We start from the raw sequence: 12,802 nt of genomic DNA on the forward strand, positions 1-12,802 counted from the left end.
GCTGCCGGGGTACGCAGCGGTTACTGATGAGTTCTACGCGCGAGTAGCGGTGGCGTGGGTAACACGGCGCCTCACCGCGACCGCCGCCGCCCGGGATAAATGTCCTGCGTGTCGATGGTTACGCACGAGTAGCGCAACACCGCAGCTCAACCCCATATTGTTATCAAATTGTTATGTTAAAAGTTTGTGCTGGCGCAGATCTTCGGCGCTACGCCTTATCCATAGTCCAACAGCCGTCGCACCCCACGCTTTTCCGCAGGATGTTTGCTGGGGCGGAGGCTTTCCGGGTTCCCTCAAACCCCCGGCCGAGCGACACAGGGGCGAGGGAGTCTGCTCGAGCGACGTTTCCGGTGTTAGTCCCACTGCCCGAATTGGGGCTTGAGAATGTTGTTGACGTCGACACCGACCCCGGCAACCGTGCGCTTATCGATCTCGACCTGGTGCAGATGGGCGGCCGGATGGGTGAACCCCTTGGGTGAGCCCCAATTGTGCTGCCAGAAATAGGAGCCCAAGCCGTCGTTCAGCGCCCAGTCGATCGTCTTGGAGTTGGCGTAGACGCCGACTCGTTGATGTCCGAGCACCGACTCCCAACCGCGCAGATAGGGAGCGACTTGCTGTTTGTACTGCTCATATGACGGGTCATCATCGATCGAGGCGTAGATCGGGGCACCGACCGGACCGCCGGCGGCGGTATGCAACTGCCAGCCCCGCGTGGCATGCGTCACACCGGCGCGATAACCGCCCAGCCAGTCGGCGGTGTTCTCCTTGCCGTATTGGTAGCACGATACGATCTTCAGCCCGTTGCGGTACAGGTCACGTGCCTCATCGAGCTGGATCGGCTTGCCAAGCATCCAGGTGCCGCCGGGCCGGCGATCGGAGACATACCGGATCGATCCGGCCGCACCGGCGGCCTTGATAGCGCTGGCGGGGATGACCCCGGCCGCGTAGTCCAACAAAACACCACCTGGACCCGCGGCCGCCGGCACGGAAAGCGGCGAGGAGGCCACCACGTCAAGACCCAGCATCACCGGCGTCGCAGCCGCGAGTTTGAGCACATCGCGCCGAGAGACTGACACGTGTCACAGAATAGGACACATACACCACCTGAACCATGAACTTCAGTGGTCACAGCTGTGTCAAAGGATAGGCGCCTGATGTCGGTAGAATCTGCCGATCGATGCTCGTCGGAGTTCGCCGCGGCGCGCCGATGCTCGCGCCGATGGTAGCAAGGAGCAATGCGGCTAAAAACCGGAGCGCAGTCGATACCGATGCTGACAGATAAACGCCATGGCTGACCCCGACGAGCGGCCCCGGGATTGCACCATGAGCGCGGCCGACGCCATGGCGCTGGCCGAGCTGGCCGAAGCGGAGGCGGCGGAAGCCGAGGCCCTGGCCGCCGCGGCCCGTGCCCGCGCGCGAGCCATCCGGCTACGGCGTGACGCGCAGGCGCAAGCCGCCGAGGAATCGGCCGACCCGGCTGCCCAGGCCGCGCCCGGCAGGGAGCCCGGTGCCGCGGCGGCCACGACCGAAAGGGCCGCCGAGACGGGTGAGGCCCACGGTGTCGGCGTGCCGTCCCCGCACGGGCCCGAGCGTGCGTCCCGGCGGCATCGGCCGCGGATGCCGCCGCTCTCCAGGACCGCCAAAGCGGCGGCGGTCATCGCCAGCTGCGGTTTGCTCGCAGCGAGCGCAGCCATGCTGTGGCATCACCACGGTGTCATCGAGCAACGGCAGCGCGCCGCAGCGTTTGCCGCCGGGGCCAGGCAAGGCGTGATCAACCTGACCTCCCTCGACTTCACGAAGGCAAAGCAGGACGTCCAGCGGGTCCTCGACAGCTCCACCGGTGAGTTCAAGGACGACTTTCAGCAGCGCGCCGCTGATTTCACGACAGTGGTCGAGCAGTCCAAGGTCGTCACCGAAGGAACGGTCAACTCCGTGGCCGTGGAGTCTATGGATAAAAGATCCGCTGTCGTATTGGTGTCGGCAACCTCACGTGTCACCAATTCCGCTGGCGCTAAAGAGGATCCACGGGCATGGCGGCTTAGGGTAACCGTCTCCGACGACGGCGGCCAGATGAAGATGTCGAAAGTTGAGTTCGTGCCGTGACAATCGAAGACAAGGCCGACGTGCAGGACGCCAGGTCCGCTGACGGGCTCGCTAAGGGCATCACCATCGGCGACACCCAAGACGAAGGCGCTCGGCCGGCGCCTGACGGTGGGATGCGTCGCCGACTGCCTAGGGTGAAACTCGTTCCCGTGGTTCTCGTTTTGTTGTTGGTGACTTCCACCGCGCTGGCGGCCTGGCTGTACGTCCACCAGTACCGGCCGGACCGGCAAACCGACTCGGGTGTTGCGCGGGCGGTACTGAGCGCCGCCTCCGACGGGACCGTCGCGCTGCTCTCCTATGCTCCCGATAGCCTGGACCGTGACTTCGCCACCGCCAAGTCACACCTGGCCGGAGATTTCTTGTCGTACTACGATCAGTTCACCCGGCAGATCATCGCGCCGGCGGCCAAGCAGAAAGCGTTGAAAACCACTGCGCACGTGATGCGCGCCGCGGTCGCCGAGCTGCATCCGGATTCGGCGGTCGTGCTGGTCTTCGTCGACCAGGCCACCACCAGCAAGGACAACCCCGATCCGTCTATGGCGGCCAGCAGCATTCGGGTGACCTTGACCAGGGTTCACGGCAACTGGCTGATCACCAAATTCGATCCGGTGTAAGAACGGTTATCACACGACGCTCGTCGGCGACCTACATCGCGCCACGGAGCGGCTTGATTGCCCCGGCCACGGGCCAAGACCTCCGAGCCCCGAGCACCGGTCTCAGCGGGGCGGATCAGCCGCGGGGGGTGTGCGCGGCAAGGCGACCCCGCCATCGAGCACCCCGCGCTCGGCAAGATGGCTGGTCAGCGAAAGAGCAGCGCTAGTAAGGTGTTTCGACATTGTTCGGCGCGCAAGTTTGTCATCGTGTTGCTCTAGCGCGGCCAGCAGGCGCCGATGATGCTTCGTGGATTGCTCAGGCCAGCCCACGATCATCGGAAACACCGATTCGGATGCGTAGCGGGTGATCTGTGACATCAACTGGGCGAGCTTGGGAGAGTCCGCGGCTATGTTGATGATTCGGTGGAACTCATGGTTGAGGCGCACCGCGCGGTCATTAGCCCGTTGGGCATAGGCTTTCTCGAGCTGAGTCTGGATCTCCTTGAGGTCGCGTAACTGCTCCTCGCCGATGTTGATAGCCGCCCGTGCGGCCAGTTCCCCGCCGACGTAGGCCTGGACATTCGCCACATCGGTGAGATCTCGGGCCGTCACCGGCAGCACCACAAAGCCCCGGTGAGGCTGTTGAGCCAAAAGCCCTTCGGCGCGCAGCTGGAAAAGCGCCTCCCGCACCGGCGTTACGCTGATACCCAACTCGACGGCCAGTTGATCCAGCCGAATATACCGTCCCGCAGCATAGGTTCCGTCGAAGATCCGCCTGCGCGCGAGGCGGGCCACGCCATCGGAGAGCTGTGGCCTGCTCTCGAACTCCGGAGACGTCACCGCTCAGATCCGGTATTCGGCAAGCAGTCGCTTACTGATGATGGACTTCTGTATCTCGCTCGTCCCCTCCCCGATGAGCAGGAACGGAGCATCACGCATCAGGCGCTCGATCTCGAACTCCGTAGAGTAACCGTATCCTCCGTGGATGCGAAAGCTCTGCTGGGTGACTTCCGAGCAAAATTCGCTGGCCAGGTATTTGGCCATGCCGGCTGCCAGGTCGTTGCGCTCCCCCGAATCTTTCAGGCGGGCCGCATTGACCATCATCAAATGGGCGGCCTCGATTTTGGTTGCCATCTCGGCCAGCTGAAACGCAATCGCCTGGTGCTCGGCTATGGGCTTGCCAAATGTGTAGCGCTGCTGGGCGTAGCGTACCGCAAGTTCAAATGCGCGGATAGCAACCCCGCAGGCGCGGGCGGCGACGTTGACCCGGCCGACTTCGATGCCGTCCATCATCTGAAAAAATCCCTGCCCGGGTGCGCCACCGAGGATGTCGTCGGCGCTCGCGCGATAGCCGTCGAAGATGAGCTCGGTGGTGTCAATGCCCTTGTAGCCCAGCTTGCCGATCCTGCCCGGTATCCGCAGACCCGGTGCCACATCGCCGAAGCCGGTGGGTTTTTCGACGAGGAACGCCGTCAGATTGCGGTGCGGTTTTTGCGCTCCCTCAGCTGTTCGTACCAGCACCGCGATCAGGGTTGAGCTCGCACCGTTGGTCAGCCACATCTTTTGGCCGTTGATGAGGTAGCTGCCATCCGGATTGCGTTGGGCGTGTGTCCGGATGGCTGCGACATCCGAGCCCAGCTCCGGCTCGGACATCGAAAAGGCGCCGCGAACCTCACCGGTCGCCATCCGCGGCAAGTACTGTTGTTTCTGCGCCGCCGTTCCGTGCTGGCGCAGCATGTATGCGACGATGAAGTGGGTGTTGATCACCCCCGAGATGCTCATCCAGCCGCGTGCCAGTTCCTCGACACAGAGCGCGTAGGTCAGCAGCGACTCGCCCAGCCCGCCGAACTCTTGCGGAATCATCAGGCCGAAGAGGCCCATGTCTCGCATCTGGTCGACGATGCCTTGGGGATAGGTGTCGGCGCGTTCGAGTTCGGGAGCGTTGGGAATGATCTCCTTGTCCACGAATTGCCTTACCGCGGATATGATGTCGGCTTGAAACTCAGTGAGGCCGAGTGTCTGGGCGAGTTTGGTCATGCGGTGCCTTTCTGTCTGCCCCACCCAGCGGGCTGCCCCGCTTAGCAGGCGATGGTCTTCGCCTCGGCCAGACGCGCGATGTCCGCCGGGCTTAATCCCAAGTCCTCGATGAGAACGTCGGCGGTGTCCTGCCCCAGCCTGGGTGCGGGCGTGCTGGGCGGATGGACACCGTCGAACGCCGCCGGCATGCCGGGGGCCAGATAGTCGCCGACGCCCTCCTGGCGCAGCCGGGTGAAGAGCGGGTTCGACGTCACCCGCTCGTCCGCGGCGACCTCGCCGAAGGTCCGGTAGCGCTCGAACAACACGCTGGTGCCCGACAGCGCTTTGGTGATCTCCTCGGCGGTGTGCTCGGCGAACCAGCCGGCGAACAGGGCGGTGAGCGCGTCACGATACCGGTAGCGCTCCCCTTCCTCGCCGAAGTCTGCGCCGACGGCGCCGGCGAGCGCCGTCACCGCCGCCTCGGTACCGGTTACCTGGACCAGGTCGCGAAAGTGGCGGCCGGTTAATGTCACCACCATGAACGCGACGCCGTCGCAACTGGTGAAGTCCTGCCCATACTGGCCGTAGACGGCGTTGCCCAGGCGCTGCCGTTCGGCGCCGGTCACCTGGGGTTCGGAGAGCAGCCCAAGGTTTCCGGCGGTGGCCAATGCCACATCCTCCAGCGCCAGGCTGATGCGCGCACCGGCGCCGGACATGTCACGGCGGCGAACGGCGGCGATGACCGCCAGCGCGGCATATAGCCCACAGCACACGTCCCACGCCGGCAGCACGTGGTTGACCGGCCCCGCGTAGTTCACCGGGCCGGTAACGAGCGGATACCCGGTCCCCGCGTTGACGGTATAGTCCACGGCCGTCGAGCCGTCGCGGCGGCCCAGCAGCTGCAGGTGGATGACATCGGTTCGCATCGCCGCGAGTTGGCCATACGCCAGCCAGGACAGGCCGGCGGCGTTGGTCACCACGATGCCGTCGCCTTCGACGATTAGTCGCTGAACCAGGCGCTGGCCCTCTGGTGACCGCAAATCGACTGTCACCGAACGCTTGCCCTTGTTCAAGCCGGTCCAGTAAATCGAGGTGCCGCTTTTTGCCAGCGGCCATCGGCAGACATCGGATGCCCCGCCGATTGGGTCCACCCGGATCACCTCGGCGCCAAGCTGACTCAACGTCATACCGCACAGCGGTGCGGCGACGAAGCTGGACACCTCGACGACCTTCACATCGGCCAGTGGCAACACCGCGGGGCGGCTCACCGGCCCGACACCCGTTCGAAAACAGCGGCGAGCCCCTGACCGCCGCCGATGCACATCGTCTCCAGGCCGTAACGCCCCTGTCGGCGGTTGAGCTCACGTGCGAGCGTGGCCAGCATCCGCGCGCCGGTCGCACCGACCGGGTGCCCCAGCGATATCCCGGAGCCGTGCACGTTGGTTCGCTCACGATCGGCGGCAGTGAAATTCCATTCCCGCATCACCGCGAGCACCTGCGCGGCGAAGGCTTCATTCAACTCGATAAGGTCGATGTCGCTCAGCCGCAACCCTGCCTTGCCAAGCGCTGCGTCGGTCGCGGGCACCGGCCCGAGCCCCATGACGCCGGGGCCCACGCCTGCCACTGCCCACGACACCAGCCGGACCAGGGGTGTCAAGCCCAGCTCGGCGGCCTTTTCCGGTGTTGTCACCACGCACATGGCCGCGGCATCGTTCTGCCCGCTGGCGTTGCCCGCGGTGACCGTTGCTTCCGGATCCTGCGCGAGCAGAACCGGTTTGAGCTTGCTCAACGATTCCATGGAGGTGTCTGCGCGGGGGTGCTCGTCGGTGTCGATCAGCTCCTCGCCCTGACGTGCTCGCACCGCGACCGGGATGATCTCCTCGGCGAAAATGCCGTCCTTTTGCGCCGCAACCGCGCGCTGGTGGGACGTCACCGCGAGCTCGTCCTGCTCGGCGCGGGAAATGCCGTATTGGCGGCGCAGGTTCTCAGCGGTCTCTAGCATGCCGCCCGGCACCGGATGATTCCTCCCGCCCGCGGTGATACGTCCCCGGGTCAGCCCGTCGTGCAGCATGATGCCGTCACGGTGCCCGCCCCAGCGCATAGCGGTGGAGTAGAAGGCGACATTGCTCATGCTTTCCGTGCCGCCGGCGATGACAAGGTCGTGCTCGCCGGCGCTCACCTGCAGACAAGCCTGAATGACGGCCTGCAGGCCCGACCCACACCGGCGGTCGACCTGCATGCCGGGCACCGTCACCGGCAGGCCGGCATCCAACGCGACCACCCTGCCGATCGCCGGCGCCTCGCTGTTGGGGTAGCAGTGCCCGAGGATGACGTCCTGCACCGACTCGGGTGGTATTCCAGTCCTCGCGAGCACTCCCCTCAATGCGGTGACACCGAGATCAACCGCGCTCTGCGACTTGAACACTCCCCCGTAGCGGCCGATCGGCGTGCGCACCGGCTCACAGATCACGGCTTGACGTGCACTCACATAAACCTCCCGCCGGTTACCTCGATGACGGTGCCGGTCATATACGAGGACAGATCGGAGGCCAGGAACAGCGCGACGTTCGCGACCTCGCGGGGCTCCCCGGCCCGACCCATCGGGACCTCGGCGATCTTCTGCTCCCAAATACGTTGCGGCATGGCTTCAGTCATCGCCGAGCGGATCAACCCCGGGGCAATCGCGTTGACCCGAACACCCAGGTGGGCAAGCTCCTTGGCGGCGGCCTTGGTCATGCCCACGATGCCGGCCTTGGCGGCCGAGTAATTGGTCTGGCCGACCAGGCCGATCTTGCCCGACAGCGACGACATGTTCACGATCGCGCCGCGTTTGTTCTCCCGCATGATCGCCGCGGCCGTGCGGGTACCGTTCCAGGTTCCTTTCAGATGCACGGCGATGACTTCGTCGAACTGCTCCTCGGTCATCGTGCGCATCGTCGCGTCGCGGGTGATCCCGGCGTTGTTGACCATGATGTCCAGGCCGCCGAAATGCTGGACGGCGGTTGCAACCAGCGTGTCCACGTCGGTCGCGATGGTCACATCGCAGCACACCGCCACCGCGACGTCGTCACCGAGTTGCTTGGCCGCGGTTTCGGCACTCGCACGATTCACGTCGCCGAGCACCACCCGCGCGCCCTCGGCGACGAAGCGCTCCGCGATGGCAAAGCCCAGCCCTTGCGCACCGCCTGTGACTATCGCGATCCGACCGCGCAGCAATGACACCGGCTGGCCTCCCGCCGTGCTCGACCTCGACTCGATGGGGCATCATATTTCATATATGATTTCCGCACGCATCCCGGCCCCTGTTTCTGGGTGCCGACGGTGTGAACATCCGTGCTGCTCGGCCCGGAAGGAACCGTGACTAGTCATGGCTGCTGCCGTCGACGATGAGGATTTCCGGGAAATCCTTACCCAAACGCGACGGTTCGTGCGGGACGTCGTGGTTCCCCGCGAGCAGGAGATCCTGGCCTGCGACCGGGTGCCCGACGACCTGCGTGACCAGGCCAAAAAGATGGGCCTGTTCGGGTATGCCATTCCCCAGGAATGGGGCGGACTCGGCCTGAACCTGGCCCAGGATGTCGAGCTGGCAATGGAGCTGGGCTATACCTCGCCGGCGGTACGCTCGATGTTCGGCACCAACAACGGCATCGCCGGTCAGGTTTTGGTCGGCTTCGGCACCGACGAGCAGAAAGCCCGCTGGCTGAAGCCCATGGCCGCCGGCGAGGTTGTCGCCTCCTTCGCGCTAACAGAGCCGGGCGCGGGATCCAATCCGGCGGGTCTGCGCACCACAGCTGTTCGTGACGGCTCGGCGCGAAACGGTGGTTGGGTGATCTCCGGGCAAAAGCGGTTCATCACCAATGCGCCGGTTGCCGATCTGTTCGTGGTTTTTGCGCGAACCCGCCCGCCCGACGACAACGGTGCCGGCATCGCGGTCTTCCTGGTGCCCGCCGACACGCCAGGGGTGGAGGTGGGCGCCAAAGACCCCAAGATGGGCCAGGAAGGCACATGGACGGCCGATGTCAGCTTGACCGATGTTCATGTCCCGGCTTCCGCTCTGGTCGGCGGCGACGAAGACATCGGCTACCGGGCGGCGATGATTTCGCTGGCGCGCGGGCGGATCCACATAGCCGCCCTGGCTGTGGGGATCGCGCAGCGGGCGCTCGATGAATCCGTCGCCTATGCCGCCAGTGCGACACAGGGCGGCACACCGATCGGGGAGTTCCAGTTGGTGCAGGCGATGATCGCCGACCAGCAGACCGGGGTGCTGGCCGGGCGCGCTCTGGTCCGCGACGCGGCGCGCCTGTGGGTCAGCGGCGAGGACCGCAGGGTCGCCCCGTCGGCGGCGAAGCTCTTCTGCACCGAAATGGCCGGCACGGTCGCCGATCTTGCCGTGCAGATCCACGGCGGCAGCGGATACCTGCGCGGCGTTGCGGTGGAGCGGATCTATCGCGATGTTCGATTGTTACGGCTGTACGAGGGAACCAGCGAGATTCAGCGCCTGATCATCGGATCCAATCTCGTCAAGGCCGCCCGGCCTCGACGCTGATCAACGCGCGCCGATTTTGGTTGCCCGGTTGCGCCGCCGGTCACATCGCGCGTCTGTCAGCCGTGGACGCCTGCTACCCCCGCAAGGTGCTCGTAGGTTGCGGGCCAAATGCGGGCACGCGATTGGAACGAAAGTAGCCAGCACACCAGGAAACCAGGCCGCAGCCGCGGCGATGCTGTCAACGACCTTCAAAGGCCTGCCAAAGACGAGGTGCGTGAGTACGGGTGCGGGCGGAGGGATTCGAACCCTCACGCTCTCTCGAGCACCGGCACCTAAAGCCGGCATGTCTGCCGTTCCATCACGCCCGCGGGCCGGCCAGCCGATCCTACCGCGGGGCTCGCCGGGGAATCCGTCGCAGGTGGCTCACCGCAGCGGTGGCAACATGGCCGAGTGATCGCGCCGCTTCCCGGTCCAAACCTTCACCCACGCCGAGCACCCGGCACGCCCGACACGACTGAGCGCCCGCCGACGACCCCGGGGTACCGTCTAAATGTGCCCCCTACGCCTCGCCGCAGACCTGCGCTGATCGTGCTGGTGATCATCGCCGCCGGTGGCTGCCTGGCGCTGGGCTGGTGGCAGTGGACGAGGTTTCAATCGGCGTCGGGAAGCTTTCAAAACCTCGGGTACGCACTCCAGTGGCCGCTGTTCGCCTGGTTTTTCGTCTACGCGTACCGCAAGTTCGTCCGCTACGAGGAAACACCGCCCGAGCCGCGTGAAAACCACGTTATGACCGAGATTCCGCCTGGGCTGTTGCCCGAAAGGCCCAAGCCGGCCCGGGGCGAACCCGACGATCCGGTACTCAGGCAGTACAACGCCTACCTGGCCGACCTCGCCCGTCGCGATGCCGAACAACAGCACCGGACCACTGCATGAGCGCACCGGAGACGCCGCAGACCGCAGCGGGCACGCCCGTGGCGAAGATTCGTGTGGCACTACTCGGCTACCGGGTGATGGCGTGGACGACCGGTCTTTGGCTGATTGCGCTGTGCTACGAAATCGTCTCGCACCTGGTCTTTCATCACGAAATCCGCTGGATCGAAATCGTGCACGGCTGGGTGTATTTCACCTACGTGCTGGCGGCCTTCAACCTTGCCGTCAAGGTCCGCTGGCCGATCGCAAAGACGGTCGGCGTGCTGTTGTCCGGAACGATTCCGCTGCTGGGCATCATCGTCGAACATTTCCAGACCCGCGCCGTCAAGACGCGGTTCAACCTGTAGCTGCGCGACGAGGCGTGAGCGGCGACGTCAAAAGCCCGGCAGTCACTCTCGAGCGAGCCCGCGCAACACCGGCAGCAACTGCGCCAAGGCACGGCCGCGATGGGAGACCGCGTCCTTTTCCGCCGGGCTCAACTGCGCGGCGGTGCGGTCGAAGCCTTGGGGAATGAACACCGGGTCATAGCCGAACCCGCCCACACCGCACGCCTGGTGCGCAATGGTGCCGGGCCACTCGCCGCGCGCGACCACCTCGCCGGATTCCGACACCAGCGCACAGACCGACACGAACACCGCGCCGCGGCGCTCGTCGGGCACATCACGCAACTGCGCGAGCAGCAGCGCAACATTGCCCGCGTCATCGCCGTGCCGGCCCGACCACCGCGCCGACAGCACGCCGGGCATGCCGTTGAGCGCGGCCACCTCTAGCCCCGAGTCGTCGGCGAGGCTCGCCAGGCCCGTCGCAGCGAACGCAGCACGCGCCTTGGCCAGCGCGTTGTCCTCGAAAGTCGCACCGATTTCCGGCGTGTCGGGGAAAGGGGCGACGTCATCGAGCGACAGTAGCGCCAACCGGGTGATACCTGCCCGCTCCAGCATCCGGCGCAGCTCGGCCAGCTTCTTCCGGTTACGGCTGACGACCAGCAGCCCAGTCAGCTTCCCGACGCCTTCTGAGTGGCGGGCCTTTCGGGCAATACCCCCCGATACGGCGAGGCCAGCGCATCGCGTTGGGCGGCGAACAGCGCGTCACACGCCCGGAACGCGGCGTCGAGCATTTTGTCTAACGTCGAGCGGGGGAACGTCGCACCCTCGCCGGTGCCCTGGATTTCCACCAGGGTTCCGGTGTCGGTCGCGACGACGTTCATGTCGACTTCGGCGCGCGCGTCCTCCTCGTAGGTCAGGTCCACCCGGATGCGGCCCTCGACGACCCCGACGCTGACCGCCGCGATCGCACACGATAACGGCCGCGGATCGGACAGCTGACCCGCCGCGGACAGGTAGGTCACCGCATCGGCCAACGCCACGTAGGCGCCCGTGATCGCCGCGGTGCGAGTGCCGCCGTCGGCCTGCAACACATCGCAGTCGATCACGATGGTGTTCTCCCCGAATGACCCCAAGTCGATCGCAGCCCGCAGCGCCCGCCCGATCAGCCGGCTGATCTCTTGGGTGCGTCCGCTGATGCGGCCCGTCACCGATTCCCGGTCGCCGCGCGGATATGTCGCCGCGGGCAGCATCGCGTATTCGGCGGTGAGCCAGCCCAAACCCGACCCCTTGCGCCAGCGCGGCACACCCTCGACGACACTGGCCGCGCACATCACCCTTGTCTGGCCGAATTCGACTAGCACCGAGCCCGCCGGATACGAGGTGAATCCGCGGGTAATGACGACCGGGCGAAGCTCGTCGTCGAGGCGGCCGTCTTCTCGTTTAGACACGCCGCCAACACTAGCCGCCGGCCGTTACCGGCTCGAGCGGCCTCGCCCGGCCAGCAGGCATCGGGCCGTGCTCCGTCGGGTTCAGCACCGCTGGATCAGCGCGGGACACCAAACGTCTCACCGCACACCACCGCGTGCACGGGACCGTCGAACTCGGCCTTGGCCTCGCTGATCACGTCCTCGCGCGACGTCCACGGCGGAATGTGGGTGAGCAACAGCTCGCGCACACCGGCCGCCGCCGCCACCCGCCCGGCCTCGGTTCCCGACATATGCAGATTGAAGGGGCGGTCCGGCGCATGCGTCCAGGATGCTTCGCAGAGAAAAACATCGGCATCCCGGGCCAACTCGACGAGCGTCTCGCAGGCGCCGGTGTCGCCGCTATAGACGAAGCACGCCCCGGCGGGGTCGGTGATCCGCAGGCCGTACGACTCGGTGGGGTGCGCCACGACCCGTGGCGTCACCGTCAACGCGCCCAGCGTCACCGGCTGACCGTCGACCCAGTGGCGAATGTCGAAGATGTCCGAGCAATCGTCGATCTCCCCGCCGTATGGCGATGACGCCGCGCCCAGCCGCGCCCAGGTGTCACTCGGCCCGTACATCAGCGCCTTACCAGTAGGCGGCGTCGGATGATAGCGGCGCCACACGAACAATCCCGGGAGATCCAGGCAATGATCGGCGTGCAGGTGCGACAGCAGCACATGCACCGAACCGGGATCGATGTGGCGCTGCAGGGCGCCGAGAACACCCCCGCCGAAGTCGATCACCAACGGCGGGGTGTCGGGCGCCTTCAACAGATACCCCGATGCCGGTGAGTCCGGGCCGACGACGCTGCCCGAACAACCGAGCACGGTGATTTCCACGGTCACTACTGTGCCATGCTCGGCGCCGCGATGGCGAACATCG

General features: G+C 65.8%; 14 protein-coding genes and 1 tRNA gene. 5 read left to right on the forward strand and 10 right to left on the reverse strand.

Annotation, left to right across the window (positions count from 1 at the left end; genetic code table 11):
* Positions 1-353: 353 nt before the first annotated feature.
* Entirely contained in the window at positions 354-1,076 is a 723-nt protein-coding gene (locus MSM1_RS02395; RefSeq protein WP_213440016.1) for a DUF1906 domain-containing protein, read from the reverse strand.
* 211 nt (positions 1,077-1,287) lie between these two features.
* Between MSM1_RS02395 and MSM1_RS02400 the strand changes: the two genes are divergently transcribed.
* Both MSM1_RS02400 and MSM1_RS02405 read left to right on the forward strand, forming a co-directional pair.
* Positions 1,288-2,103 carry a hypothetical protein gene (locus MSM1_RS02400; RefSeq protein WP_213440017.1) on the forward strand — a complete coding sequence of 272 codons (816 nt, stop codon included), beginning with the start codon at positions 1,288-1,290 and terminating at the stop codon, positions 2,101-2,103.
* The gene (locus MSM1_RS02405; protein ID WP_213440018.1) at positions 2,100-2,717 is read left to right on the forward strand and encodes a hypothetical protein; all 618 of its coding nucleotides are present in this window, start codon (positions 2,100-2,102) and stop codon (positions 2,715-2,717) included. The genes MSM1_RS02400 and MSM1_RS02405 overlap by 4 nt, the downstream gene beginning before the upstream one ends.
* 102 nt (positions 2,718-2,819) lie before the next feature.
* Here MSM1_RS02405 and MSM1_RS02410 read toward each other — a convergent pair whose 3' ends face one another.
* The 5 genes from MSM1_RS02410 to fabG are packed head-to-tail and all read right to left on the reverse strand — an operon-like array spanning position 2,820 to position 7,934.
* A complete protein-coding gene (locus MSM1_RS02410) occupies positions 2,820-3,536 on the reverse strand; it encodes a GntR family transcriptional regulator (protein WP_213440019.1) in 717 nt (238 codons plus the stop codon).
* Positions 3,537-3,539: 3 nt separating this feature from the next.
* Complete coding sequence (locus MSM1_RS02415; RefSeq protein WP_213440020.1) at positions 3,540-4,733, reverse strand: acyl-CoA dehydrogenase family protein; 1,194 nt, start codon at positions 4,731-4,733, stop codon at positions 3,540-3,542.
* Between the two features lie 41 nt (positions 4,734-4,774).
* Positions 4,775-5,980, reverse strand: coding sequence for a CoA transferase (locus MSM1_RS02420; RefSeq protein WP_307857260.1), 1,206 nt, complete (start codon positions 5,978-5,980; stop codon positions 4,775-4,777).
* Positions 5,977-7,200 carry an acetyl-CoA C-acetyltransferase gene (locus tag MSM1_RS02425; protein ID WP_213440021.1) on the reverse strand — a complete coding sequence of 408 codons (1,224 nt, stop codon included), beginning with the start codon at positions 7,198-7,200 and terminating at the stop codon, positions 5,977-5,979. The genes MSM1_RS02420 and MSM1_RS02425 overlap by 4 nt, the downstream gene beginning before the upstream one ends.
* Positions 7,197-7,934 carry a 3-oxoacyl-ACP reductase FabG gene (gene fabG, locus MSM1_RS02430; RefSeq protein ID WP_213440022.1) on the reverse strand — a complete coding sequence of 246 codons (738 nt, stop codon included), beginning with the start codon at positions 7,932-7,934 and terminating at the stop codon, positions 7,197-7,199. The genes MSM1_RS02425 and fabG overlap by 4 nt, the downstream gene beginning before the upstream one ends.
* Before the next feature lie 145 nt (positions 7,935-8,079).
* Between fabG and MSM1_RS02435 the strand changes: the two genes are divergently transcribed.
* On the forward strand, positions 8,080-9,258 hold the full coding sequence (locus tag MSM1_RS02435) for an acyl-CoA dehydrogenase family protein (protein ID WP_213440023.1): 1,179 nt from the start codon (positions 8,080-8,082) through the stop codon (positions 9,256-9,258).
* A gap of 225 nt (positions 9,259-9,483) precedes the next feature.
* Here MSM1_RS02435 and MSM1_RS02440 read toward each other — a convergent pair.
* Positions 9,484-9,566 (reverse strand) — tRNA-Leu (locus MSM1_RS02440).
* 184 nt (positions 9,567-9,750) lie between these two features.
* On the opposite strand from MSM1_RS02440, the gene MSM1_RS02445 reads away from it, so the two are divergent.
* Together MSM1_RS02445 and MSM1_RS02450 are read left to right on the forward strand one after the other, a co-directional pair.
* Positions 9,751-10,131: a hypothetical protein gene (locus MSM1_RS02445; protein ID WP_213440024.1), complete on the forward strand. Its 381-nt coding sequence runs from the start codon at positions 9,751-9,753 to the stop codon at positions 10,129-10,131.
* Entirely contained in the window at positions 10,128-10,475 is a 348-nt protein-coding gene (locus MSM1_RS02450) for a DUF3817 domain-containing protein (protein WP_213440025.1), read from the forward strand. Before MSM1_RS02445 ends, MSM1_RS02450 begins: the two co-directional genes overlap by 4 nt.
* 42 nt (positions 10,476-10,517) lie before the next feature.
* Here the strand turns inward: MSM1_RS02450 and MSM1_RS02455 are convergent, their stop codons facing one another.
* The 3 genes from MSM1_RS02455 to MSM1_RS02465 all read right to left on the reverse strand — a co-directional run bounded on the left by MSM1_RS02455 (position 10,518) and on the right by MSM1_RS02465 (position 12,765).
* Positions 10,518-11,123: a non-canonical purine NTP pyrophosphatase gene (locus MSM1_RS02455; RefSeq protein ID WP_213441302.1), complete on the reverse strand. Its 606-nt coding sequence runs from the start codon at positions 11,121-11,123 to the stop codon at positions 10,518-10,520.
* Complete coding sequence (rph, locus tag MSM1_RS02460; RefSeq protein WP_213440026.1) at positions 11,120-11,899, reverse strand: ribonuclease PH; 780 nt, start codon at positions 11,897-11,899, stop codon at positions 11,120-11,122. The genes MSM1_RS02455 and rph overlap by 4 nt, the downstream gene beginning before the upstream one ends.
* A gap of 95 nt (positions 11,900-11,994) precedes the next feature.
* The gene (locus MSM1_RS02465) at positions 11,995-12,765 is read right to left on the reverse strand and encodes a cyclic nucleotide-degrading phosphodiesterase (RefSeq protein WP_213440027.1); all 771 of its coding nucleotides are present in this window, start codon (positions 12,763-12,765) and stop codon (positions 11,995-11,997) included.
* Between the last annotated feature and the right edge of the window lie 37 nt (positions 12,766-12,802).

It is taken from the genome of Mycobacterium sp. SM1 (assembly GCF_018361265.1).
Classification (GTDB): domain Bacteria; phylum Actinomycetota; class Actinomycetes; order Mycobacteriales; family Mycobacteriaceae; genus Mycobacterium.